The organism is Pseudomonas asiatica, assembly GCF_040214835.1.
In the GTDB taxonomy this organism is placed as follows: domain Bacteria; phylum Pseudomonadota; class Gammaproteobacteria; order Pseudomonadales; family Pseudomonadaceae; genus Aquipseudomonas; species Aquipseudomonas putida_Z.
The window spans coordinates 1,417,739-1,442,963 of record NZ_CP157874.1 but is presented as its reverse complement, the minus strand read 5'-3'; the positions used below and the strand labels follow the sequence as shown (position 1 = coordinate 1,442,963).

Annotated in this window: 19 protein-coding genes; 5 read left to right on the top strand and 14 right to left on the bottom strand. The window is 64.1% G+C overall.

From position 1 onward, the window contains the following. Positions 1-52 precede the first annotated feature (52 nt). The 4 genes from pheA to mtnA form a co-directional block, all read right to left on the bottom strand. A complete protein-coding gene (gene pheA / locus ABNP31_RS06615; protein ID WP_025338102.1) occupies positions 53-1,147 on the bottom strand; it encodes a prephenate dehydratase in 1,095 nt (364 codons plus the stop codon). Next, positions 1,147-2,232, bottom strand: a complete 1,086-nt coding sequence (gene serC, locus ABNP31_RS06610) for a 3-phosphoserine/phosphohydroxythreonine transaminase (protein ID WP_350013107.1) — start codon at positions 2,230-2,232, stop codon at positions 1,147-1,149. The genes pheA and serC overlap by 1 nt, the downstream gene beginning before the upstream one ends. A 270-nt stretch (positions 2,233-2,502) precedes the next feature. Then, a complete protein-coding gene (gyrA, locus tag ABNP31_RS06605) occupies positions 2,503-5,268 on the bottom strand; it encodes a DNA gyrase subunit A (RefSeq protein WP_238067382.1) in 2,766 nt (921 codons plus the stop codon). 366 nt (positions 5,269-5,634) lie between these two features. Next, a complete protein-coding gene (mtnA, locus tag ABNP31_RS06600) occupies positions 5,635-6,711 on the bottom strand; it encodes an S-methyl-5-thioribose-1-phosphate isomerase (protein ID WP_085665329.1) in 1,077 nt (358 codons plus the stop codon). A gap of 111 nt (positions 6,712-6,822) precedes the next feature. Here mtnA and ubiG point away from each other — a divergent pair, with 111 nt between their 5' ends. The 3 genes from ubiG to ABNP31_RS06585 all read left to right on the top strand — a co-directional run bounded on the left by ubiG (position 6,823) and on the right by ABNP31_RS06585 (position 9,088). Next, positions 6,823-7,521 carry a bifunctional 2-polyprenyl-6-hydroxyphenol methylase/3-demethylubiquinol 3-O-methyltransferase UbiG gene (gene ubiG / locus ABNP31_RS06595; protein WP_025338098.1) on the top strand — a complete coding sequence of 233 codons (699 nt, stop codon included), beginning with the start codon at positions 6,823-6,825 and terminating at the stop codon, positions 7,519-7,521. A gap of 2 nt (positions 7,522-7,523) precedes the next feature. After that, positions 7,524-8,195: an N-acetylmuramic acid 6-phosphate phosphatase MupP gene (mupP, locus tag ABNP31_RS06590; protein ID WP_085617670.1), complete on the top strand. Its 672-nt coding sequence runs from the start codon at positions 7,524-7,526 to the stop codon at positions 8,193-8,195. Positions 8,196-8,347: 152 nt separating this feature from the next. Further along, a complete protein-coding gene (locus tag ABNP31_RS06585) occupies positions 8,348-9,088 on the top strand; it encodes a YciK family oxidoreductase (protein WP_025338096.1) in 741 nt (246 codons plus the stop codon). 126 nt (positions 9,089-9,214) lie between these two features. Here the strand turns inward: ABNP31_RS06585 and ABNP31_RS06580 are convergent, their stop codons facing one another. From ABNP31_RS06580 to ABNP31_RS06550, 7 genes are all read right to left on the bottom strand, one after another. Next, positions 9,215-10,000 (bottom strand): TenA family transcriptional regulator, encoded by a 786-nt coding sequence (locus ABNP31_RS06580; RefSeq protein WP_075044056.1) that lies wholly within the window; start codon positions 9,998-10,000, stop codon positions 9,215-9,217. Between the two features lie 30 nt (positions 10,001-10,030). Continuing rightward, positions 10,031-12,487 (bottom strand): EAL domain-containing protein, encoded by a 2,457-nt coding sequence (locus tag ABNP31_RS06575; RefSeq protein ID WP_085617668.1) that lies wholly within the window; start codon positions 12,485-12,487, stop codon positions 10,031-10,033. A gap of 274 nt (positions 12,488-12,761) precedes the next feature. After that, positions 12,762-14,594 carry an ABC transporter ATP-binding protein gene (locus tag ABNP31_RS06570; RefSeq protein WP_075044054.1) on the bottom strand — a complete coding sequence of 611 codons (1,833 nt, stop codon included), beginning with the start codon at positions 14,592-14,594 and terminating at the stop codon, positions 12,762-12,764. Beyond that, entirely contained in the window at positions 14,587-15,219 is a 633-nt protein-coding gene (locus ABNP31_RS06565) for a DsbA family protein (protein ID WP_025338093.1), read from the bottom strand. Before ABNP31_RS06565 ends, ABNP31_RS06570 begins: the two co-directional genes overlap by 8 nt. Positions 15,220-15,222: 3 nt before the next feature. Next, positions 15,223-16,155 (bottom strand): rhodanese-related sulfurtransferase, encoded by a 933-nt coding sequence (locus ABNP31_RS06560; RefSeq protein ID WP_025338092.1) that lies wholly within the window; start codon positions 16,153-16,155, stop codon positions 15,223-15,225. A 229-nt stretch (positions 16,156-16,384) separates the two neighbouring features. Further along, a complete protein-coding gene (locus ABNP31_RS06555; protein ID WP_003252644.1) occupies positions 16,385-16,681 on the bottom strand; it encodes a BolA family protein in 297 nt (98 codons plus the stop codon). Between the two features lie 10 nt (positions 16,682-16,691). Continuing rightward, complete coding sequence (locus ABNP31_RS06550; RefSeq protein WP_025338091.1) at positions 16,692-17,216, bottom strand: DUF2059 domain-containing protein; 525 nt, start codon at positions 17,214-17,216, stop codon at positions 16,692-16,694. A 155-nt stretch (positions 17,217-17,371) separates the two neighbouring features. On the opposite strand from ABNP31_RS06550, the gene ABNP31_RS06545 reads away from it, so the two are divergent. Then, positions 17,372-18,766: a class II fumarate hydratase gene (locus ABNP31_RS06545; protein WP_350013106.1), complete on the top strand. Its 1,395-nt coding sequence runs from the start codon at positions 17,372-17,374 to the stop codon at positions 18,764-18,766. Between the two features lie 132 nt (positions 18,767-18,898). Here the strand turns inward: ABNP31_RS06545 and ABNP31_RS06540 are convergent, their stop codons facing one another. The 3 genes from ABNP31_RS06540 to pap form a co-directional block, all read right to left on the bottom strand. Continuing rightward, positions 18,899-19,864 (bottom strand): DMT family transporter, encoded by a 966-nt coding sequence (locus ABNP31_RS06540; protein WP_025338089.1) that lies wholly within the window; start codon positions 19,862-19,864, stop codon positions 18,899-18,901. A 199-nt stretch (positions 19,865-20,063) separates the two neighbouring features. Further along, positions 20,064-21,415 (bottom strand): IS3 family transposase gene (locus ABNP31_RS06535; RefSeq protein WP_371915777.1). Its coding sequence is split into 2 segments (ribosomal slippage): positions 20,064-20,944 and positions 20,944-21,415, totalling 1,353 coding nucleotides; the frame shifts between segments, so codons are not numbered across the junction. A gap of 135 nt (positions 21,416-21,550) precedes the next feature. Then, complete coding sequence (gene pap / locus ABNP31_RS06530; RefSeq protein ID WP_025338088.1) at positions 21,551-23,044, bottom strand: polyphosphate:AMP phosphotransferase; 1,494 nt, start codon at positions 23,042-23,044, stop codon at positions 21,551-21,553. Positions 23,045-23,197: 153 nt separating this feature from the next. On the opposite strand from pap, the gene mnmC reads away from it, so the two are divergent. Continuing rightward, on the top strand, positions 23,198-25,162 hold the full coding sequence (mnmC, locus tag ABNP31_RS06525; RefSeq protein ID WP_085665332.1) for a bifunctional tRNA (5-methylaminomethyl-2-thiouridine)(34)-methyltransferase MnmD/FAD-dependent 5-carboxymethylaminomethyl-2-thiouridine(34) oxidoreductase MnmC: 1,965 nt from the start codon (positions 23,198-23,200) through the stop codon (positions 25,160-25,162). The last annotated feature ends 63 nt before the right edge of the window (positions 25,163-25,225 follow it).

Below are 25,225 nucleotides of genomic sequence, written 5' to 3'. Positions count from 1 at the left end.
AGGAGCGGCCTTGTGTCGCGACGGGGCGCGAAGCGGCCCCAACCATCTCAAATCAAAGCACCGCCTTCGGATACGAACCCAGCACCTTCAGCGCCACAGCCTCCTGGCTGATCTGCTCGAGCACCGCCTTGATCAGCGGGTCGCGGTGGTGGCCGACGAAGTCGATGAAGAACACGTAGGTCCACTTGCCGCTGCGCGATGGGCGGGTCTCGATGCGAGTCAGGTCGATGCCGTTCTGGTGGAACGGTACCAGCAGCTCGTGCAAGGCACCCGGCTTGTTGCTCATCGAAACGATGATCGAGGTCTTGTCGTCGCCGGTCGGCGGCACTTCCTGGCTGCCGATCATCAGGAAGCGCGTGGAGTTGTCCGGGCGGTCTTCGATCTTTTCGGCCAGGCGGGTCAAACCGTACAGGTTGGCCGCCATGTCGCCGGCGATCGCCGCCGAGTTCCACTCGCCCTTGACCCGCTTGGCCGCCTCGGCATTGCTCGACACGGCCACGCGCTCCACGTTCGGGTAGTGCGCGTCCAGCCACTTGCGGCACTGGGCCAGCGACTGGGCGTGGGAGTAGATGCGGGTGATGCTGTCGGTCTTGGTGTTCTCGCCCACCAGCAGGTGGTGGTGGATGCGCAGCTCGACCTCGCCGCAAATCACCATGTCGTGCTCGAGGAAGCTGTCCAGGGTGTGGCTGACCGCGCCTTCGGTGGAGTTTTCCACCGGTACCACGCCGAAGTTGACGGCACCGGCCGCCACTTCGCGGAACACTTCGTCGATGGCCGCCATCGGCCGGCTGATCACCGCGTGGCCGAAGTGCTTCATGGCCGCGGCCTGGGTGAAGGTGCCTTCAGGGCCGAGGTAGGCGATTTTCAGCGGCTCTTCCAGGGCCAGGCACGACGACATGATTTCGCGGAACAGCCGCGCCATCTCTTCGTTGTCCAGCGGGCCCTTGTTGCGCTCCATCACGCGCTTGAGCACGGCTGCTTCACGCTCGGGGCGGTAGAACACCGGCTTTTCGCCTTCCGCCAACGAGGCGGTCTTGACCTTGGCCACTTCCTGGGCGCAACGGGCGCGCTCGCTGATCAGCTCGAGGATCTTCTCGTCGAGGCTGTCGATGCGAACGCGCAGCGCCTTCAGTTCGTGCTCGGACATCAGCCGTGCTCCTTCTCGAATTCGGTCATGTAGGCCACCAGGGCTTCGACTGCTTCAAGACCCAGGGCGTTGTAGATGGAGGCGCGCATGCCGCCTACCGAACGGTGGCCCTTGAGGTTGAGCAGGCCACGGGCATCGGCGCCGGCGAGGAAGGCCTTGTCCAGGCGCTCGTCAGCCAGGCGGAACGGCACGTTCATCCACGAACGGGCATTGTGGCTGATCGGGTTGGTGTAGAACTCGCTGCTGTCGATGAAACCGTACAGGCGGTCTTTCTTGGCACGGTTGCGCTGCTCCATGGCATCGACGCCACCCTGCTCTTTCAGCCATTCGAACACCAGGCCCGAGAGGTACCAGGAGTAGGTGGCCGGGGTGTTGTACATCGAGCCGTTGTCGGCCGAGACCTTGTAGTCGAGCATGGTCGGGCAGCTGCTGCGGGCGCGGCCCAGCAGGTCTTCGCGCACGATCACCACTACCAGGCCGCTCGGGCCGATGTTCTTCTGCGCGCCGGCGTAGATCAGGCCGTACTGCGACACGTCGATCGGGCGCGAGAGAATGTCGGACGACATGTCGACCACCAGCGGTACGTCACCGGTTTCCGGCACCCAGTCGAACTGCAGGCCACCGATGGTCTCGTTGGACGCATAGTGCACGTAGACAGCGTTCTTGGTCAGCTTCCACTCGTTCTGGCCCGGGATGGCCAGGTAATCGTAGGGCTTGGCGCTGGCGGCGACGTTGACGTTGCCGAAGCGGCGCCCTTCCTCGATGGCCTTTTTCGACCAGATGCCGGTTTCGATGTAGTCGGCGGTGCCGTTTTCCGGCAGCAGGTTCAGCGGGATTTCGGCGAACTGCTGGCTGGCGCCGCCCTGCAGGAACAGCACCTTGTAGTTGGAGGGGACGGACAGCAGGTCACGCAGGTCCTGCTCGGCCTTTTCGGCGATGGCCACGTAATCGTCGCTGCGATGGCTCATTTCCATCACCGACAAGCCCTTGCCACGCCAATCCAGCATCTCGGCCTGGGCGCGCTGCAGAACAGCGTCAGGAAGCGCGGCAGGGCCTGCGCAGAAGTTAAAGGCTCGTTTGCTCACATCCACTCTCGCTCTGCCAAATGGTACAAAATCGTTTCTTGCAGGCCACTCACTGCTCTTTGTAGGAGCGGCCTTGTGTCGCGATAGGGCCGCAAAGCGGCCCCCAGCTTTTTGCAGCGCCGCTGAAATCCTGGGGCTGCTGTGCAGCCCTTTCGCGACACAAGGCCGCTCCTACAAAAAGCTCGCCCCACCAAAGGGAGGTTCAGTATTGCCTGCTGTAATCAGTCAAACGGGGCGACCTTGGTCGCCCCGTTCGGGTTTTACGCTTGCTTACTCCTGCGGGGCCTCTTCGGCACCAGCAGCTTCTTCGTTGTCTGGCGCTTCAGCCTCGACGCCCTCTTCGTCCGTCTCGATCACATCATCGAGTTCGTCCTCGGAAGGCTCCTGGATGCGCTCCAGGCCCACCAGTGTCTCGTCGGTAGCCAGCTTGATCAAGGTCACGCCCTGGGTGTTACGACCCAGGCTGGACACTTCGCCAACGCGGGTACGCACCAGCGTGCCCTGGTCGGAGATCAGCATGATCTCTTCGCCTTCCTGCACCTGGATGGCGCCGATCAGCAGGCCGTTGCGCCCCTTGGTGCCCATGGCGATCACGCCCTGGCCACCACGGCCGCGACGCGGGAACTTGGACAGCGGTGTGCGCTTGCCGAAGCCACGCTCGGAGGCGGTGAGGATCTGCGCGCCGGATTCCGGGATCAGCATGGAGATGATCTGCTGGCCCTTGCCCAGCTTCATGCCGCGCACGCCACGGGCGTTACGACCCATCTCGCGCACCACGCTTTCAGCGAAGCGGATCACCTTGCCGGCGTCGGAGAACATCATGACTTCCTTGGCACCGTCGGTGATGGCCGCGGCGATCAGGGTGTCACCTTCCTTCAGCTTCAGGGCGATCAGGCCGTTGGAGCGCGGACGGGCGAACTGCACCAGCGGGGTCTTCTTCACGGTACCCGAAGCGGTGGCCATGAAGATGTAGGCGCCGGTCGGCTCGGCCACCCACTCAGGGGTGTCGCCGTCTTCCTCGTCCACTTCCTCGGCCTCGACCACTTCGCCTTCGAGCACGGTGTCTTCCGCGTCCTCCAGCTCTTCGTCGGCGTCAGCGTTCTGCTGCAGGGCCTCGAGGTCGATCTGCAGCATGGCGGTGATGCGCTCACCTTCCTCCAGCGGCAACAGGTTGACCAGCGGGCGGCCGCGGGCGGCGCGGGACGCTTCAGGGATGTCGTAGGTCTTCAGCCAGTACACCTTGCCCTTGCTGGAGAACAGCAGCAGGGTGGCATGGCTGTTGGCAACCAGCAGGTGCTCGACGTAGTCCTCGTCCTTCACCCCGGTAGCCGACTTGCCTTTGCCGCCACGGCGCTGGGCCTGGTAGGCGGACAGCGGCTGGGTCTTGGCGTAGCCGCCGTGGGAGATGGTCACCACGCGCTCTTCTTCCGGGATCATGTCGCCGTAGTTGAGGTCGTGGCGCGCATCGAGGATTTCGGTACGGCGGGCATCGCCATATTCGGCGCGGATGGCTTCCAGCTCTTCGCGGATCACTTCCATCAGGCGCTCGGCGCTGCTGAGGATGCGGATCAGCTCGCCGATCTGCTCGAGGATTTCCTGGTACTCGGCCAGCAGCTTCTCGTGCTCCAGGCCGGTCAGGCGGTGCAGGCGCAGGTCGAGAATGGCCTGGGCCTGTTCCGGCGACAGGTAGTACTTGCCTTCACGCAGGCCGTACTGCTCCGGCAGGTCCTCGGGGCGGCAGGAGTCGGCGCCGGCGCGCTCGACCATGACCTGCACGGCACTGGATTCCCAGGCAGTGGAGATCAGGGCTTCCTTGGCTTCGGACGGGGTCGGCGAGGCCTTGATCAGGGCGATGACCGGATCGATGTTGGACAGCGCGACCGCCTGGCCTTCAAGGATATGGCCGCGTTCGCGGGCCTTGCGCAGCTCGAACACGGTACGGCGGGTCACCACTTCACGGCGGTGACGCACGAACGCTTCGAGCAGGTCCTTGAGGTTGAGCAGGCGCGGACGGCCGTCGACCAGGGCCACCACGTTGATGCCGAATACGCTCTGCAGCTGGGTTTGCTGGTAGAGGTTGTTGAGCACCACCTCCGGCACCTCGCCGCGACGCAGCTCGATGACGATGCGCATGCCGTCCTTGTCGGATTCGTCGCGCAGCTCGGTGATGCCTTCGATCTTCTTCTCTTTGACCAGCTCGGCGATCTTCTCGATCAGGCGAGCCTTGTTCAGCTGGTACGGCAGCTCGGTAACCACGATCTGCTGGCGGCCACCGACCTTGTCGATGTCTTCGATCTCGGAGCGGGCACGCATGTAGATGCGACCACGACCGGTACGATAGGCCTCGATGATGCCCTGGCGGCCGTTGATCAGGCCGGCAGTCGGGAAGTCCGGGCCAGGGATGTGCTGCATCAGCTCATCGATGGTGACGTCGGGGTTGTCGATGAGTGCCAGGCAGCCATCGATGACCTCGCCGAGGTTGTGCGGCGGGATGTTGGTCGCCATGCCCACGGCGATACCGCTGGAGCCGTTGACCAGCAGGTTGGGAATACGGGTCGGCATGACTGCCGGGATCTGCTCGGTGCCGTCGTAGTTGGGCACCCAGTCGACGGTCTCCTTGTGCAGGTCGGCCAGCAGCTCGTGGGCCAGCTTGGCCATGCGCACTTCGGTGTATCGCATGGCTGCGGCGTTGTCGCCGTCCACCGAACCGAAGTTGCCCTGGCCGTCGACCAGCAGGTAGCGCAGCGAGAACGGCTGGGCCATACGCACGATGGTGTCGTAGACCGCAGTGTCGCCGTGCGGGTGGTACTTACCGATCACGTCACCGACCACACGGGCGGATTTCTTGTACGGCTTGTTCCAGTCGTTGCCCAGTTCGCTCATCGCATAGAGAACGCGACGATGCACGGGCTTCAAGCCGTCACGCGCATCGGGCAGCGCTCGCCCGACAATCACGCTCATCGCGTAGTCGAGGTAAGACTGTCTCAGTTCGTCTTCGATATTGACCGGGAGGATTTCTTTGGCCAGTTCGCCCATGAGAAGCCTGATTCCTTTTTCTGGTGAAACTTCGCAGCTCCATCAAGGGCCGAACGAAGCTCGCCGCCGCAGCGCATAAGGGTGCGACGACTTACGACAAATCAATGAGTTGTGCCATGGATCTGCGCAATGAAGGCCGCCGTGGTGGGCGGTCTTGGAAACTGCCGGATGTTATCACAAAGGCAGGGGCGGTGGGGAGATGTGGCAGGTGGCCTCACACGAGGTTGAATCTGGATTTTTTATAGCCTGTGCCGGCCTCTTCGCGGGTAAACCCGCTCCCACAGGTACACCACCGCCCTCAGGCCTTGTGCTATCCCTGTGGGAGCGGGTTTACCCGCGAAGAGGCCGGCATAGGCGCCACGAATATCAATGCAGGCGCTTGCGGCAGATCAATTGTGCCAGTTTGGCGGCATCCGGCCGCTCGACGATGCCGCGCTCGGTCACGATCACGTCGATCAAGTCCGCCGGGGTCACGTCGAACACCGGGTTGAACACCTCGACATCCGGCGCCACGCGGGTGCCGCCAATGTCCAGCAACTCGTCGGCAGCGCGCTCTTCCAGCGGGATGTCCTCGCCCGTGGCCAGGTTCAGGTCGATGCTGGTGCTCGGCGCCACCACCATGAAACGTACGCCGTGGTGCATGGCGCTGACCGCCAGCTGGTAGGTGCCGATCTTGCTGGCCACGTCGCCGTTGGCGGCGATGCAGTCCGCGCCCACCACCACCCAGGTGATGCCCTTGCTCTTCATCAGGTGGGCCAGCGCCGAGTCGGCGCACAGGGTCACTGGAATGCCCTCGTTGGCCAGCTCCCAGGCAGTCAGGCGCGAACCATGCAGCCAGGGGCGGGTCTCGCCGGCATACACCCGCTCGACCATGCCCTCCAGGTAACCAGCGCGGATCACCCCCAGCGCGGTGCCGAAACCACCACAGGCCAGGGCGCCGGCGTTGCCGTAGGTGAGCAGGGCCTGGGCGTTGCCCTGGTGGCGGCGGATCAGCTCGATACCGTGCTGGGCCATGGTCAGGTTGGCTTCGCGGTCGCTTTCGTGAATGGCCACCGCTTCGGCCTCCAGCGCCGCCAGCACGCCTTCGTCCGGACGCAGGCGCTGCAGGCGCTCACGCATGCGGTTCAGCGCCCAGAACAGGTTGGCGGCGGTAGGGCGCGCTTCAGCCAGGACAAGGAAGTCTTCTTCCAGGTCCATTTCCCAGTCGCCACCCTCGGCCAGCCGCTCTTCCAAGGCCAGCACCAGGCCATAGGCCGCGGCAATGCCGATGGCCGAGGCGCCGCGCACGGCCATGTCGCGGATCGCCGCCGCCACCTGCGCGACATTGTCGCAGGCCAGCCAGCGCTCTTCCGACGGCAGCAGGCGCTGGTCGAGCAGGTGCAAGACGCCGCCCTGCCAGCGGATCCCGGTCACCTTCTCCGCCGCCAAAAGTCGCTCGCGCATCGCCTCTCCCCGTCGTTCGGATATCAAAAGCCGGCGATTATAGCGACCCTCGGGGCCGAGCGCTCGGGTATACTCCGGCGCAATTTTGCGAAGTTTCAGAGGACTGTTCTAATGAGCAACGTCGACCGCGCCGAAATCGCCAAGTTCGAAGCGCTGGCCCACCGCTGGTGGGACCGCGAAAGCGAGTTCAAGCCGCTGCACGAAATCAACCCGCTGCGCGTCAACTGGATCGACGAGCGCGCCAGCCTCGCCGGCAAGAAAGTGCTGGACGTGGGTTGCGGCGGCGGCATCCTCAGTGAGGCGATGGCCCTGCGCGGCGCCACGGTCACCGGCATCGACATGGGCGAAGCGCCACTGGCCGTGGCCCAGCTGCACCAGCTGGAGTCGGGCGTCCAGGTGGAATACCGGCAGATCACCGCCGAAGCCCTGGCCGAGGAAATGCCTGAACAGTTCGACGTGGTCACCTGCCTGGAAATGCTCGAGCACGTGCCCGACCCGTCTTCGGTCATCCGCGCCTGCTACCGCATGGTCAAGCCTGGCGGCCAGGTGTTCTTCTCCACCATCAACCGCAACCCCAAGGCCTACCTGCTGGCCATCGTCGGCGCCGAGTACATCCTGAAGATGCTGCCGCGCGGCACCCACGACTTCAAGAAGTTCATCCGCCCGTCCGAGCTGGGCGCCTGGAGCCGCGTTGCCGGCCTGCAGGTGAAGGACATCATCGGCCTGACCTACAACCCGCTGACCAAGCACTACAAGCTCAGTAGCGACGTCGACGTCAACTACATGATCCAGACCCTGCGCGAGGAATAAGCATGCGTTTGCAAGCAGTACTCTTCGACATGGACGGCACCTTGCTCGACACGGCGCCGGACTTCATCGCCATCTGCCAGGCCATGCTCGCCGAGCGCGGCCTGCCGGCCGTCGATGACAAGCTGATCCGCGACGTGATCTCGGGCGGCGCCCGGGCGATGGTCGCCGCGACCTTCGCCATGAGCCCGGATGCCGAAGGCTTCGAGGCCCTGCGCCTGGAGTTCCTCGAGCGCTACCAGCGCGACTGCGCGGTGCACAGCAAGCTGTTCGACGGCATGGCCGAGCTGCTGGCCGACATCGAGAAAGGCAACCTGCTGTGGGGCGTGGTCACCAACAAGCCGGTGCGCTTCGCCGAGCCGATCATGCAGCAACTGGGCCTGGCCGAGCGTTCGGCGCTGCTGATCTGCCCGGACCATGTCAAGAACAGCAAGCCCGACCCCGAGCCGCTGATCCTCGCCTGCAAGACCCTCGGCCTGGACCCGGCCAGCGTGCTGTTCGTCGGCGACGACCTGCGCGACATCGAGTCTGGCCGCGACGCCGGCACCCGCACGGCGGCGGTGCGCTACGGCTATATTCATCCAGAGGACAACCCCAACAACTGGGGCGCCGACGTGGTGGTGGACCACCCGCTGGAACTGCGCAAAGTGATCGACAGCGCGCTGTGCGGCTGCTGAACCCCGTCTAGACCGCAGCACAGCCCCTGTGGGAGCGGGTTCACCCGCGAATGCGCCAGCCCAGGCGACACCGGCGTCTGATAGTACGCATTCGCGGGTAAACCCGCTCCCACAGGGGACGGTGCCGCGCCAACGAACTCGAAGGACCTACCATGTTCGACTACACCGCCCGCCCCGACCTGCTGCAAGGCCGGGTCATCCTGGTTACCGGTGCCGGCCGCGGCATCGGCGCCGCTGCCGCCAAGGCCTACGCTGCGCTGGGCGCCACTGTGCTGCTGCTGGGCAAGACCGAGGCCAACCTGAACGAGGTCTACGACCAGATCGAAGCCGCCGGGCACCCGCAACCGGTGGTGATCCCGTTCAACCTGGAAACCGCCCTGCCCCACCAGTACGACGAACTGGCGGTGATGATCGAAGACCAGTTCGGCCGCCTCGACGGCCTGCTGAACAACGCTTCGATCATCGGCCCGCGCACGCCGCTGGAACAGCTGTCGGGTGACAACTTCATGCGCGTGATGCACATCAACGTCGATGCCACCTTCATGCTCACCAGCACCCTGCTGCCGCTGCTGAAGCTGTCGGAAGACGCTTCGGTGGTGTTCACCAGCAGCAGCGTCGGGCGCAAGGGCCGGGCCTACTGGGGCGCCTATGGCGTGTCCAAGTTCGCCACCGAGGGCCTGATGCAAACCCTGGCCGATGAACTGGAAGGCGTGGCACCGGTGCGCTCCAACAGCATCAACCCGGGCGCCACGCGCACGGCGATGCGGGCGCAGGCCTACCCTAGCGAAAACCCGCAGAACAACCCGCTGCCGGAAGAGATCATGCCGGTGTACCTGTACCTGATGGGGCCGGACAGCAAAGGGGTGAATGGGCAGGCGTTCAACGCCCAGTAAGGCTTTTGCCTGTACCGGCCCTTTCGCGGGTGAACCCGCTCCCACAGGGTTATTCACCGCCCATGAGGGCAGCGCAGTACTTGTGGGAGCGGGTTTACCCGCGAAGAGGCCGGGACAGGAGAGCGATCAGCCCGCTGCCAACACCGGGCGCATGCGCCCCTGCTGGCGCCCTTCCAGCTGCATGCACCGCTCCAGGAACAGGTACATGCAGTCATAACTCTTGCAAATCGCCTTGCGCAGTTCATTGCGCAGCCCCTGGGTCGGGTTCTCGCCGGCCAGGGTGCAGATGATCTCCAGCGCCTCCCACGGGTGCGCGTCGTCATACTGGGCATGCATCTTCAGCCACTTCATCGCCCGCTTGCGCTGATCCTCCGGGAAGCCCAGCGCATAGGTGTCGGTGGAGCACACCACCGCCGACCATTCACCGGTCGCACCTTCGATGGCGTAGTTGGTCGCCGCCATGGAAATGGCCAGGTTCTCGGTGGCGCACACGCGCCAGCACCAGTCATTCAGGCCGTTCAGCTCTGGCGGCACATCCTGGGCCTGCAGCTCGTGCAGGTGCACGCCATGCGCCTGGCACCAGTTCACCCAGTAGTCGGCGTGGTTGAGCTCGACACGGATGTTGCGCATCAGCCAGCGCCGCGCCATGTCTTCGCCCTGGTGACGGCCATAGCGGGTCTTGGTCAGGTTGTGAGCCATGTAGAGCGAAAACTGCTCCACCACCGGCCAGCCACCGATCAGGTACTGGCGAATGGTCGATTGCTTCAACTGGCCATCGCGCAGGCGCGCGTAGAACTCATGCTCGACTACCCGGCGCTTGCTCTCGCGGCAGTCTTCAATCAGTTGCTGGGCCCATTGGGGGTAGCTGGCGGGATCCATCAAAGGCCCGATACGAACGAATGCGTCAATCACTTTCAGCTCCTTGATCCTTGTGATTTCTAGCTAGCGAAACGTGCCAGGTGCCCGCTGCAACAGAGGCCGGGCGGCGATCCGTTGGCGCTGCAGACTGTCACAGGTGAACACCTGGGGGCGTTCGATGAGGTAGCCCTGGGCGTAATCCACGCCAATTTCCTGCAAGGCCTGCTCGATCAAGGGTGTTTCGACGAATTCGGCAATGGTGCGCTTGCCCATTACGTGACCGATGTGGTTGATGACCTCGACCATGGCCCGGTTGACCGGGTCGTCGAGCATGTCCTTGACGAAACTACCGTCGATCTTCAGGTAATCCACGGGCAAATGCTTGAGATAGGCGAACGACGACATGCCAGCGCAGAAATCATCGAGCGAGAAGCGACAACCCAGCCCTTTCAACTCGTTGATGAAGCGGATGGCGCTGCCAAGGTTGGCTATGGCGCTGGTTTCGGTGATTTCGAAACAGATCATCCGCGGCGGAATGGCGTATTCGACGAACAGGCGTTGCAGGTATTCGAGGAACTTGTCATCGCCAATGCTCGACCCCGACAGGTTGATCGCACAGATCGACAGCGGCCCCTCGCGCCCTTCGTCCAGGCACTGGCGGATGACCAGGAACACATTGCGCACCACCCAGCGGTCCAGCGCGGTCATCAGGCCGTAGCGCTCGGCCGCCGGGATGAAGCTGCTGGGCAGGATGGTACGGCCGCTTTCGTCGTGCAGGCGTAGCAGGATCTCGATATGGCCGGGGCCTTCGAAGGTTTTCAGCGGGGCGATTTCCTGGGCGTACAGGCAGAAGCGGTTTTCTTCCAGGGCCACGTGCAAGCGCTGGATCCAGGCCATTTCGCCAAAGCGCATGGACAGCTCGCTGTCGTCGGCATGGTACACCTGCACACGGTTGCGGCCCTTTTCCTTGGCCATGTAGCAGGCCATGTCGGCGGCACGCAGCGAGGTTTCGAGGGTGCCGGGGGACTGGGCCATATGCACCAGGCCGACGCTGACGGTGGTGACGAACGGCCGCCCTTTCCACACGAAATGCAGGCTCTGCACCAGCTGGCGCAGCTGCTCGGCAATGCGCTCGGCCTGATCGGGCGGGCAGTTTTCCAGCAGCACGCCGAATTCGTCACCCCCCAGCCGGGCCAGGGTGTCGCCCTCGCGCAGGCCGGACTGCAGCACGGCGCAGATGTGCCGCAGCAGCTCGTCGCCAGCGGCATGCCCGCAGGTATCGTTGACCAGCTTGAACTGGTCGAGGTCGAGGAACATCAGCGAATGCCGCCCGGCCTGGCGCGCCAGGTCATTGAGCGCCTGCTCCAGGCGGTATTCGAACTCGCGGCGGTTGGCCAGGCCGGTCAGGGCGTCGTGGGTCGCCTGCCAGGACAGGTTGGCGATGTACTGGCGCTCCTGGGTCATGTCGTGCAGCACCAGCACGATGCCGCTGACCTGGCCGTCATTGACGATCGGCGAACCGACCAGGTTGACCGACACGGTGCTACCGTCCAGGCGCTGGATCAGCCGGGCATGCTCGGCGCCACCCTTGAGGCTGCCGCTGAGCACCTGTTCGACCAGGCTGCGGCCGTCTTCCTCGGCCTGCTCGTCCACCAGGCTGAACAGCGCCGAAAGCGGCAGGCCCTGGGCATGACCGGCCTGCCAGTGGGTCAGTTGCTCGGCGGCGGGGTTCATGTAGCCGATACTGCCTTCCACGTCAGCGGTAATCACCGCATCGCCAATGGCCTGCAGGGTGATCTGCGCCCGCTCCTTTTCTTCCTGCAGGGCACTGGCAAAGGCCTGGCGCTGGGCCAACAGCTTGCTGGAGCGGCGCCAGGCAATGGCAATCAGGAACATCGCGGTCAGCAGGTTGGTGATCAGCAGCACCCGCAGCAACATGCGCGAGCCCTCGCCCAAGGCATCGCTGAACGCCTTGGCGGCCGGGGTTACCCCTTCGTTGATGGTGACGATGCGCGCCTTCCAGTCGCTGACCGTGCGGGCGTCCACCGGGCCAGCGGCGAAGCTGCTGCGCATTTCCATGGCCAGCATATCCAGCTTGCCCAGGTAGTCGTCGCCGATGTCCCAGTAGTCGATGGCCGTCTGCATGTAACTGACGTTGCGGAAGTTGCGGTAGAACCAGATGATCCGCTCGACATCGTCGGGGTGGTTGCCGCCTTGCAGCACGGCCTGGCGCGCGGCGTCCAGGTCGGGGCTGGGCTGGTCCAGCACTTCGCGCAGCTGGTGGTCGCCCTGGGGCACGGTGATGGCCTGGCGATAGCGATGGTAGGTGCTGTCGTCGCGGGTTTCGGCGTACAGGTTGAGGTAGTAGATGGCGTCTTTCTGCGCCTTGGACCAAAGGCTTTCGCCCGCGACATAGGCACGCACGGCCGAGAGCGTATAAAGGCTGAGGCTGCCCAAGGCTACCTGGAAGACCACAACGGCGATGAAGGGCCAGGTGATGCCGAGCAACTTTGGCGCTTCTAGAGTGCGATGTCCCTTCATGGAGTCCCTGTCACAGAGCAGATAAGGCGCAAATCAACCCAGACAAAGCACAGCGTAGGCCATTTGCCATCCCGGCGGTTGGGTTTTTTATGGCAGGAAAGGGGGTGATTTGCATATGGCCTGTACTGGCACTGTGGGAGCGGCCTTGCGTCGCGAAAGGGCTGCAAAGCAGCCCCGGCAATTTCTGCACCTGCCTTGATTGTCTGGGGCCGCTTTGCGGCCCTTTCGCGACGCAAGGCCGCTCCCACAGGGGCCCGCACAGGCTGCCACAAATTCAGCTCTGCTGCAGGTGCCCGTAAAGCTTGGCATACAACCCACCCTCGGCAATCAGCTGCTGATGGTCGCCATCCTCGGCCACGTGCCCGCCGTCGAACACCAGCACCCGGTCGGCCTGTTTCACCGCCGACAGGCGGTGGGCAATGATCAGAGTGGTGCGGCCGCTGAGGAAGCGCGCCAGGGCCTGGTGCAGGTTGTATTCGGTGGCGGCATCCAAGGCCGAGGTGGCTTCGTCGAGGATCACCACCTTGGGTTCAGCCAGCACCATGCGGGCAATGGCCAGGCGCTGGCGCTGGCCACCGGACAAGCGCACGCCGGAGCGCCCCACCACACTGTCCAGGCCCTGCGGCAACGCGGCGATGGTGGCATCCAGCTGGGCAATACGCAGCGCCTGCCAGCAGGCCTCGTCGCTGCAGTCACGGCCCATGGTCAGGTTGGCGCGCACGGTGTCGTTGAACAACGACGGGTGCTGCAATACCACCGCGACGTTTTCACGCAGGGTTTCCAGGCCGATTTCCTGCAGGCTGGCGCCGCCAAAGCGGATGGTGCCGGCCTGGGCGCTGTAGAGGCCCAGCAATAGCTGCACCAGGGTGCTCTTGCCACCACCGCTGGCGCCGACGATCGCCACCTTCTCGCCCGGGGCGATAGACAGGTCGAGGTGCTCGAGCACCGGCTCGTCGGCATAGGCAAAGCGCAGGTCGCGCACTTCGATGCCCACCGTCTCGCGGCCGGCGAACGGGTCGCTGGCAGCCGGGTACTGCGGCTCGTCGTCGCGGGCCAGCAGTTCGTTGAGGCGGCTCAGCGCACCACCGGCGGCGTAGTAGGCGTATTGCAGGTTGAGCAGCTGCTCCACCGGGCCGATCATGAACCACAGGTAGCTGAACACCGCCAGCATCTGGCCGATCGACAGGTCGGAGAACAGCACGGTGAGCATGGCCGCGGCGCGGAAGATATCGATACCGAACTGGAACAGCAGGCCACTGGCGCGGCCGCTGGCATCGCTCTTCCACTGCGAGTCCACTGCATAGTCCCGCACTTCGCGGGCGCGCAGGCCAAGGCGACCGAGGAAGTAGCCCTGGCGGTTGCCGGCGCGGATCTCCTGAATGGCGTCGAGGGTTTCCGCCAGCGCCTGGGTAAACCGTGCGGTGCTGTCGTTCTCGAGCTTTTTCAGGTGCTTGACGCGCTTGCCCAGCTGCACGGTGAAGTAGATCACCAGCGGGTTGAACAGCAAGATCAGCAAGGCCAGCTGCCAGTGCATCCAGATCAGGATGGCCGCCGTGCCGGTCAGGGTCAGCATGGCCACCAGGAAGCGGCTCAGGGTTTCGCCGACGAACTTGTCGAGGGTGTCCAGATCGGTTACCAGGTGGGTGGTCACCGTGCCGCTGCCCAGGCTTTCGTATTCCTTCAGCGAGATGCGCTTGAGCCGCTCGATCAGCCGAATGCGCAGGCGGTAGACGATGTCCTTGGCCAGGCCGGCGAACAGCTTGGCCTGGATCACGTTGAACGCCAGGGCGGCCAGGCGCAGGCACAGGGTCAGCAGCAGCATCAGGCCGATGTAGCCCGCGGCCACCTGCCAACTGGACGGCAGCAGGTGGTTCATCCACTTCAGCGCGGCATCGCCATGGCCCAGCAGCACTTCGTCCACCAGCAGCGGCAGCAGCAGCGGGATAGGCACGCTGCAGCAGGCCGCCAATACGGCGATGAGGTTGGCGGACCAGAGGTTTTTCTTGTGATGCAGGGCCAGGCGGCGGATTTCCGCCCAGCTCAATCGATCGGCCACAGTGTGAGGTTTGCCCGGTACCGGGTCGGGTGACCCAGGCACATCAAGCACAGGCGGCCTGCTGCAGCCAGCGGCCGAGCAAGGGTTGCAGGCGCTCCAGCGGCTGGTAGCCGTTGGTCAGCAGGGCCAGTTGGCCATTGCGTTCGGCAAGCAAGGTCGGGAAACCGGCGATGCCCAGGTCCTGGGCCCAGCTGAAATCGGCTGCAGTGGCGGCGCGGGTGTCGGCACGGGCGAAGGCCTCGGCGAACACGGCACGGTCGAAGCCTGCCTGTTCGGCCAGGTCGACCAGATGCGGTGCAACGGTAACGTCCACGCCTTGCTCGTAGAACGAACGCTGGATCAGCGCCAGCAGCGGCCAGACGCGCTCGGCGTCCAGTTCGCGGGCGGTGACCAGGGCACGGCAGGCCGGCTCGGTATCGTAGACGAAGCCGTCGGGCATGGCCCCCTCGAAGCGGAACGGCTGGCCGGTGGCATCGGCCACCGCCTGCCAGTGTTCGAGGATGTACTTGCGGGTAGAGCTGTCCAGGGCACTGCCGCCGGTACGCAGCCCGCCCGGCACCAGGCGGGTGGGCACGCCTGCGTCACGCGCCTGGGCGATCAGGGCCGCGGCCACGGGTGCGAAACCCCAGCACCAGGAGCACATCGGGTCCATCACATAGATCAGGCGTGCAGACATGCATCAAGCCTCGGCTTTGTAGTTGTAACCGATCGGGTGCGGCAGGTTGCGGGCCTTGGCCAGCTCGATCTGCTTCTGCCGGTCGATGGCGCTACGCCGGGTCTTCTCGCTCAGGGTGTCCCAGCAATGCGGGCAGCTGACCCCTGGCGAATAGTGCTCGGACGCGCGCTCCTCTGCATTGATCGGGTGGCGGCAGGCGTGGCACTGGTCGTACTCGCCTTCGCTCAGGTCATGGCGCACCGTGACGCGGTTGTCGAAGACGAAGCAGTCGCCGTCCCACAGGCTTTCTTCCTGAGGCACTTCCTCGAAGTATTTCAGGATGCCGCCCTTAAGATGATAGACCGCCTCGAAGCCTTCACCGAGCATGTAGCTGGAGGCTTTTTCGCAACGGATACCGCCGGTGCAGAACATGGCAACCTTCTTGTGCTTGCTGGGGTCGAAGTTGGCCTTGATGTAGTCGGGGAACTCGCGGAAGGTTTCGGTCTTCGGGTCGATGGCGCCCTTGAAGGTACCGATGGCCACTTCGTAGTCGTTGCGGGTGTCGATCAGCAGCACTTCCGGGTCGCTGATCAGCGCGTTCCAGTCCTTGGGCTCGACGTAGGTGCCGACCGCCTGGTTCGGGTCCACGCCCGGCACGCCGAGGGTGACGATCTCTTTCTTGAGCTTGACCTTGGTGCGGTAGAACGGCTGTTCGTCGCAGTACGATTCCTTGTGGTCGACATCGACCAGGCGCGGGTCGTTGCGCAGCCAGGCCAGCAGGCCGTCGATGCCTTCGCGGGTGGCCGACACGGTGCCGTTGATGCCCTCGTGGGCCAGCAGCAGGGTGCCCTTGACGTTGTTGTCGAGCATGGTCTTGAGCAGCGGCTCGCGCAGCTCGACGTAGTCTTCCAGGGTGACGAACTTGTACAGCGCCGCGACGACGATGGGTTGGGACATGAAGCAGAATCTCCAGGTGGTTGCCCTCGTAAGGGGCGGACCGGGTTTGACAGGTGTAGAAAAAGCTTGGGGGCGCTTTGCGCCCCTTTCGCGACACAAGGCCGCTCCTACAAGGGAATGCACAACCCGATGGCTGTTGCGATCCCCTGTAGGAGCGGCCTTGTGTCGCGAAAGGGCCGCAAAGCGGCCCCCGGATTTTGCAGGATTCTACCAGAACAACAGCAAGGTTTCAGTGCCCGCCGCCCGCGCACACCGGCGAGGCCGGTGCAACGCCGACCTTGGCCCATTCTTCGGCGGTGTAGGTGTGGATGGCCAGGGCATGGATCTCGCCCATCAGCTCACCCATGGTGGCGTACACCTTCTGGTGGCGCTTGACGCTGTTCAACCCGGCAAACTGCTCGCTGACGATCACTGCCTTGTAGTGGGTCTCCTGACCACGACTGTGCATGTGGCTTTCGTTGAGCACTTGCAGGTGTTGCGGCGCCAGGGCGGCCAGCTGCTGTTCGATACGCTGTTGCATGGTCATCGCGGCGTACTCACTTCTTCGCCGGGGCGGCGGCCTTGCCAGCGTTCGGGTCCAGCTCCTTGGTCATGTCGTCCAGCAGCTTGTTCACCACCGGTACCGCTGGCTCCAGGCTCTGCTGGGTCAGCTGGGCCGACTGCTGGGTGACCTTGGGCATTTCGCGCAGCACTTTCTTGCCCAGCGGCGATTCGTAGAACTTGACCAGGTCCTTGAGCTCCTGCTCGGTGAAGGTCTGGGTGTACAGGTCGACCATCTTCGGCTTCAGCTTGTTCCAGCCGATGGCGTTGTCCAGCGCGGCGTTGGCCTTGGCCTGGTAGCTTTCCAGCACCGCCTGCTTGGTGGTCGGGGCCTTGGTCTGGGCGAAACGCTGGGCGAACATCTGCTGGACCTGCATGTACACCGGGGTGCCCAGCTTGTCGGCGTTGGCCAGGGTCAGGAATTTCTCGGCAGCAGCGTTGTGGCTGGCGGTGGCAGCGAGTACCTGGCCGCTGGCGCAAGCCAGGGCAACGGCGGCACAAAGGACACGGAGACGGGTCATTGCATTTCCTTCAGAAGAGAGGGAGGCGGGTACCTCAGAGTAGAGCATTCTGCGCCGTGGTGGCGATGTGCTCAAGTGGCACGACGAGCGACGGAACCGCTCGGTCGAATCAGGGCCTAAACTGCGATTTCGAACTACACAGGAGTGAGTACAGAATGAGCCGTATCGAGACAGACAGCCTGGGCCCGGTCGAAGTTCCTGAGGACGCCTACTGGGGTGCGCAGACCCAGCGTTCGCTGATCAACTTCGCCATTGGCAAGGAACGCATGCCCATCGCGGTGCTGCACGCCCTGGCGCTGATCAAGAAGGCCGCGGCCCGCGTCAACGACCGTAACGGCGACTTGCCAGCCGACATCGCCCGGCTGATCGAGCAGGCCGCCGACGAAGTGCTGGGCGGCCAGCATGACGACCAGTTCCCGCTGGTGGTCTGGCAGACCGGCAGCGGCACCCAGAGCAACATGAACGTCAACGAAGTGATCGCCGGGCGGGCCAACGAACTGGCCGGCAAGGGCCGTGGCGGCAAGGCACCCGTGCACCCCAACGACCACGTCAACCGCTCGCAGAGTTCCAACGACTGCTTCCCCACCGCCATGCACATCGCTGCGGCGCACGCGGTGCACGACAAGCTGCTGCCGGCCATCGCAGAGCTGTCCTCGGGGCTGGCCGAGCTGTCGGCACGCCACCACAAGCTGGTGAAGACCGGCCGCACGCACATGATGGACGCCACGCCGATCACCTTCGGCCAGGAAGTGTCGGCCTTCGTCGCCCAGCTCGACTACGCCCAGCGCGCCATCCGCGCCACCCTGCCGGCGGTGTGCGAACTGGCCCAGGGCGGCACTGCCGTGGGTACCGGGCTCAACGCCCCGCATGGTTTTGCCGAGGCCATCGCCGCCGAGCTGGCGGCGTTGTCCGGCCTGCCGTTCGTCACTGCGCCGAACAAGTTCGCTGCCCTCGCCGGCCACGAGCCGCTGACCAGCCTGGCCGGCGCCCTGAAGACCCTGGCCGTGGCCCTGATGAAGATCGCCAACGACCTGCGCCTGCTGGGTTCCGGCCCGCGCGCCGGGCTGGCCGAGGTACGCCTGCCGGCCAACGAGCCGGGCAGCTCGATCATGCCAGGCAAGGTCAACCCGACCCAGTGCGAAGCGCTGTCGATGCTGGCCTGCCAGGTGCTGGGCAACGACGCGGCGATCGGCTTTGCCGCCAGCCAGGGGCATTTGCAGCTGAACGTGTTCAAGCCGGTGATCATCCACAACCTGCTGCAGTCGATCGAATTGCTGGCTGACGGCTGCCGCAACTTCCAGCAGCACTGCGTGGCGGGCATCGAGCCGGATGCCGAGCAGATGGCGGCGCACCTGGAACGGGGGTTGATGCTGGTGACGGCACTGAACCCGCATATTGGCTATGACAAGGCGGCGGAAATTGCCAAGAAGGCCTATGGCGAAGGCAAGACCTTGCGCGAGGCGGCACTGGAGTTGAAGTACCTGACCAATGAGCAGTTCGACCAGTGGGTGAGGCCGGAGAACATGCTGGCTCCGGGGGGCAAGAGCTGACAGCTCAGAGACCGCGCTCCCCTGTAGGAGCGGCCTTGTGTCGCGATGGGCTGCGCAGCAGCCCCCAAAAATCTATGTCGCTGCCGAGATTTCTGGGGCTGCTGCGCAGCCCATCGCGACACAAGGCCGCTCCTACACAGAGCGCGCAACCCTCTTGAACTTGCGGGCGCGCCACCCGGCCACCAGCGAAGGCCCCAGCGCCACCAGCGCAGAGCCCAGCACCACCGTCACTGCCCCCACATAACCCAGGGCATTGATGTCCTCGGCGTGCACATACTCAGGCCACACCAACGCCGCCAGTGCCACCGCAACAAAGGTCACCAGCGGGGTCAGCGCCAGCGTGGCACTCACCCGCGACGCCTCCCAGTGCGCCAGCGCCTCGGCGAACGCGCCATAGGCCACCAGGGTATTCAGGCAACAGGCCAGCAACAGCCAGCCTTGCACCGGGGTCAGCTGCAACGCCTCCAACGGGTGGACCCAGGGCGTCAGCAGCGCGGCGCAGCTGAGGTAGATCACCATCATTACCTGCTGCGAATGCCACACAGTCAGCAGCTGCTTCTGGCTAAGCGCATAGAACACCCAGATGCTGGTGGCCAGCAGGATGGTCAGCACGCCGGTGGTATAGGTGCCGAGCGAGGTCAGCAGCTCTTCCAAACGCTGGTTGAAAAACAGCCCGAACCCCGCCAGCAGGATCAGCAGGCCCACGCCCTGCCCCAGGCTGAAACGCTCGCGGAACACGAACACGCTTGCCACCAGCAACAGCACCGGGCCGATCTGCACAACCAGTTGCGCGGTGCCCGGGCTGAGCAGGTTGAGGCCGATCAGGTACAACACGTAGTTGCCCATCAGGCCAAGCACGGCCACTACCACAAGGCCTTTGCCCTTGGGCGCCAGTTTGCGCAAGGAGGGCAACCTGCGCTTGGCGGCCAGCCAGGCGAACAGCAGGCCACCGGAGACCAGCAGGCGGTACCAGGTGACGGTGACCGGGTCGACCACTTGCAGCACCTGCTTGAGCTTGATCGGCAGGATGCCCCAGAGCAATGCGGTCAGAAGTGCCAGGAACAGGCCATAGCCCCAGCGGCCGGTAATGGTGTGCATAAAATCCTCGATCAAGCCCGTGGTGGGGGTAGTTGAATTCTACGGGCTTGGAGGGCGGGGACGGTGGCGGATGCCGGGAAAAGAATTCATCAGGTCATTCTTCTACGGCATGGCTTGGCAGTTGTGCTGCCTGTTCTGGCCTCTTCGCGGGTAAACCCGCTCCCACAAGGATGGACTGCCCCCGAAAAGTTGGACAGTTTTAGCCCGTGGCCTGAGTCCTGTAGCTGACAGGGCTCAGGCCATTGAGTTTCAGCCTGATGCGGTCATGGTTGTAGTAATGGATGTACTCCTCCAGGCCCGCCTTCAGCTGTTCGACGCTTTCAAAGCGCTTCAGGTAGAAGAACTCTGACTTCAGTGTGCCGAAGAAGCTTTCCATCGCTGCATTATCCAGACAATTACCCTTGCGAGACATGCTCTGCTTCACACCGTGCGCTGCGAGCTTATGGCGGTATTGGGGCTGCTGGTAATGCCATCCCTGGTCTGAGTGGATCACTAGCTTGGGCTTTTCACCCAACCCATCGAGCGCCTTTTCCAGCATGTTCCCGACCAAGCCATAGGTAGGCCGGCAAGCTGTTTCATAGGCGATGATCTCACCGTTGTACAAGTCCATCACGGGCGACAGGTAGAGCTTTTGTTGGGCCACTTTGAACTCAGTGACATCGGTCACCCACTTCTGGTTGGGGCGTTGCGCGACGAAATTACGCTCCAGCAAATTCATTGCCACCTTGCCGACAATGCCGCGATAGGATCGATACTTCTTCGGGCGTACAACGGACTGCAAACCAAGCTCAGCCATCAACCGTTCAATGACCTTCTTGTTGACCAAGGTCCCCTGATTCCTGATGGCAAGGGCAATGCGGCGGTAGCCATACAGCCCTTTCTCCTCGTGATAGACACGCTGCACCAACTCCTTGAGCGAGGCGTGCCTGTCCGGCTTTTGCTGGCACTTGACCTGGTAATAAAAGGTACTGCGTGCCAACCCCACCATCTGCAAGAGGTCGGGCAGCGGATATTTATGTCTGAATTTGCAGACGATCAGGGCTTTTTCGTCCGTGTTCGCTCCTTCTCCTCTCGCAGAGCCTTTAACTCCTTTAGGACATCATTCTCCATGCGCAGATACTCGAGCTCGCTCAACAACTGCTCACGAGATTTCTCTGCGTCATTGGTGTCTGTCGGCTTGATGGGCTTAATTTTCTTCGGCACGGCTGATTTTCTTTGTTTGGCGAGAGTGGCTACAGGACTGCCACTGTAGTGCTGCCGCAGCCAAATGCCTATCTGTGAGGACTGTCCAAGGTCAAAGTGCGCCGCTGTTTGGCGCAGGGACAGGCGATGCTCAAGCATGTACTTGAGCACCCGCCGCTTGAATTCCTCGGTGTAGCGGCGACCATGCGAGCGAGGGCTGAGGCTGGCATCGACTTGGTAGCCAGCAACCCAGCGCCGAAGCAGGCTGAAATCGATGCCAAAGTGTTGTGCCACCTTGCGAAAGCCCCGGCTGCCCTCTAGGTAAGCGGTGATAGCCGTGAGCTTGAACTGCTCTGTGTATTTACCCATAGATCCCCCAAGGGTTGGATTGGTGTCCAACTTCTTGGGGGCAGTCCAAGGATCCCACAAGATTCAGCCCTGTGGTATTCCTGTGGGAGCGGGTTCACCCGCGAAGAGGCCGGCACAGGCAAACAGGAACTTCGATTATTTCTTGTCCCTGGCAAACGCCGCCTCAAGCGCCTGGTTGATGGTGCGCAACACCTTCACCCGCGCCCAGCGCTTGTCGTTGGCCTCCACCAGCGTCCACGGCGCGATCTCGGTGCTGGTGCGGTCGACCATGTCTCCCACCGCCTGAACATAGTCGTCCCACTTGTCGCGATTGCGCCAGTCATCCTCGGTGATCTTGTAGCGCTTGAACGGGATCTGCTCGCGCTCTTCGAAGCGCTCCAGCTGGGTCTGCTGGTCGATCGCCAGCCAGAACTTGACCACCACCGTGCCGGCATTCACCAGCTGTTCCTCGAAATCGTTGATCTCGCTGTAGGCACGCATCCAGTCGGCCGGGCTGCAGAAGCCTTCCACCCGCTCCACCAGCACCCGGCCATACCAGGAACGGTCGAAGATGGTGAACTTGCCACGCGCCGGAATGTGCCGCCAGAACCGCCACAGGTAAGGCTGCGCGCGTTCTTCTTCAGTGGGCGCGGCAATCGGCACGATGCGGTACTGGCGCGGGTCCAGCGCGGCGGCCACGCGGCGGATGGCGCCGCCCTTGCCGGCAGCGTCGTTGCCTTCGAACACCGCCACCAAGGCATGCCGGCGCATGTGCTTGTGGCGCAGCAGGCCGGCCAGGCGGGCCTGCTCGGTGACCAGTTGCTCCTGGTAGTCGGACTTGTCCAGGCGCAGGGTCATGTCCAGCGCGCCAAGCAGGCTGCGCTGGTCGATACTGCGGCCCAGCGGAGCAACGTTGCCCCGGTGCTTGCCTTTGGGGTTGTTGTCCAGTGCCGCCTGCAGGCTTTCCAGCAGGATGCGCCCTACCGCCAGGCTGCGGTAGTTCGGGTCGACGCCCTCGATGACATGCCACGGCGCGTAATCGCGGCTGGTGCGGCGCAGCACGCGCTCACCAAAGCGCACGAAACGGTCGTAGGTCTCCGACTGCTGCCAGTCCAGCGGGCTGATCTTCCAGCTGTGCAGCGGGTCGTCCTTGAGCGATTTCAGCCGCGCCTTCATCTGTTTCTTGGACAGGTGGAACCAGAACTTGATGATCAGCGCACCTTCGTCGCACAGCATTTCCTCCAGCCGTTCGGCGCCGGTGATGGCCTGGTCGAGCACGGCGTCCTTGAACACCCCGTGCACCCGCCCCTGCAGCATCTGGCTGTACCAGTTGCCGAAGAACACGCCCATCCGCCCCTTCGGTGGCAGGGCCCGCCAGTAGCGCCAGGCCGGCGGGCGCGCCAGCTCTTCGTCGGTCTGCTGGTCGAAGGTGAGCACATCGATCATGCGCGGGTCCATCCACTCGTTGAGCAGTTTGACCGTCTCACCCTTGCCGGCGCCTTCGATACCGTTGATCAGCACGATTACCGGGAAGCGCGCCTGCTGCTTGAGTTCGTACTGGGCTTCGAGCAGGGCCTCGCGCAAAGCGGGTACCTCGGCGTCGTAAGCCTCCTTGTCGATGCTGTGGCCGATTTCGGCGGATTCGAACATGCACTGGCTCCTTCAATGGATAAGCAAGACTAGCGGATTTGAAGGCTTGTGCAGTACCTGTGGGAGCGGGCGTGCCCGCGAAGAGGCCGGCACAGCCTGCGCAAACCTCCCGGATGGCATAAAATCCGCCCATCCGCTGCAACCGAGCCAACCATGTCCACCCTCCTCCAGCACGCCCAGATCGACTGGGACGACCAGGGCCGCCCCCATTCGCGGCAATACGACGACGTCTATTTCGCAGTCAACGAAGGCATCGAAGAAACCAAGCACGTGTTTCTTGGGCAAACCCGCCTGGCCGAGCGCTTTGCCAACCTCGCCCCGCACGCCTGCCTGGTGATCGGCGAAACCGGGTTCGGCACCGGCATGAACTTCTACTGCGCCTGGCAACTGTTCGAGCAGCACGCCCATGCCGAGGCCCGCCTGCATTTCGTCAGCGTCGAAAAATACCCCCTCGGTCGCGACGACCTGGCCCGCGCCATACGCCTGTGGCCGGAACTGGCGGCCTACAGCCAGCCCCTGCTGGAGCAGTACGTGGCAGTGCACCCTGGTTTCCAGCAGTTCACCTTCGACAACGGCCGGGTCACCCTCACCTTGTTGATAGGCGACGTACTGGAACAGCTGCCGCAACTCGATGCGCAGATCGATGTGTGGTTCCTCGACGGCTTCGCCCCGGCCAAGAACCCCGACATGTGGACCCCGGAGCTGTTCGCGCAACTGGCACGGCTGTCACATCCAGGCACGGTGCTAGGCACCTTCACCACCACCGGTTGGGTACGCCGCAGCCTGGTTGACGCCGGCTTCGCCATGAAGAAGGTGCCGGGCATCGGCAAGAAATGGGAAGTGATGAGCGGCGCCTACGTCGGCCCTGTGCCCAGCCCCGGAGCGCCATGGTACGCGCGCCCGGCTGCCGCAGCGGGGCCGCGTGAAGCGCTGGTGATAGGCGCCGGGCTCGCCGGTAGCACAACCGCCGCCAGCCTGGCCCGGCGTGGCTGGCAGGTTACCGTGCTGGAACGCCACGACACCCCGGCACGGGAGGCTTCGGGTAACCCGCAAGGGGTGCTGTACCTCAAGCTGTCCGCCCACGGCACGGCGTTGTCGCAGATGATCCTGGCCGGTTTCGGTTACACCCGGCGCCAGCTGCAGCGCCTGCAACGTGGCCGCGACTGGGATGCCTGCGGCGTGCTGCAACTGGCCTTCGACAGCAAGGAAGCCGAACGCCAGGGCAAGCTGGCTGGCGCCTTCGAACATGGCCTGTTGCGCTCGCTGGAACGTGCAGAGGCCGAAGCCATCGCCGGGGTGGCCTTGCCGGCTGGTGGGCTGTTCTATCCCGAAGGTGGCTGGGTGCACCCGCCGGCGCTGTGCCAGCAGCAGTTGCAGCACCCGGGTATTCGCCTGCTGACGCACCAGGAGGTGCTCGAACTGCGCAAGGTCGACGGGCAGTGGCAAGCCTGGGCTGGCGAACGTTTGCTGGCCAGCGCGCCGGTGGTGGTCCTGGCCGGTGCCGCCGACGTACTGCGCTTCGAGCCATGCGCGCAGCTGCCGCTCAAGCGCATCCGCGGGCAGATCACCCGCCTGCCGGCCACCGCCAGCAGCCGCGCGCTGCGCACCGTGGTGTGTGCGGAAGGCTATGTGGCGCCGCCGCGCGGGGATGAACACACCTTGGGCGCGAGCTTCGACTTCCACAGCACAGACCTGGCACCGACGGTGGCCGAGCACCAGGGCAACCTGACGTTGCTCGACGAGATTTCGGTCGACCTGGCCCAGCGCCTGGGTACGGCCGAGCTGGACCCCGGGCAATTGCAGGGGCGTGCGGCGTTCCGTTGCACCAGCCCGGATTACCTGCCGATCGTCGGGCCGGTGGCGGATGCGCAGGCGTTCGCCCAAGCCTACGCAGTGCTGGGCCGGGATGCGCGGCAGGTGCCGGATGTGGCCTGCCCCTGGCTGGATGGGTTGTATGTGAACAGCGGGCATGGCTCGCGCGGATTGATCACGGCGCCGTTGAGCGGCGAACTGGTGGCGGCGTGGGTATGCGGGGAACCGCTGCCGTTGCCACGGGCGGTGGCGGAGGCGTGCCACCCGAACCGGTTTGCCTTGCGCAGGTTGATTCGCGGGAAATAGGGAAATGGGTCTGCTGCGCAGCCCATCGCGACACAAGGCCGCTCCTACAGGAGATCGTATTCA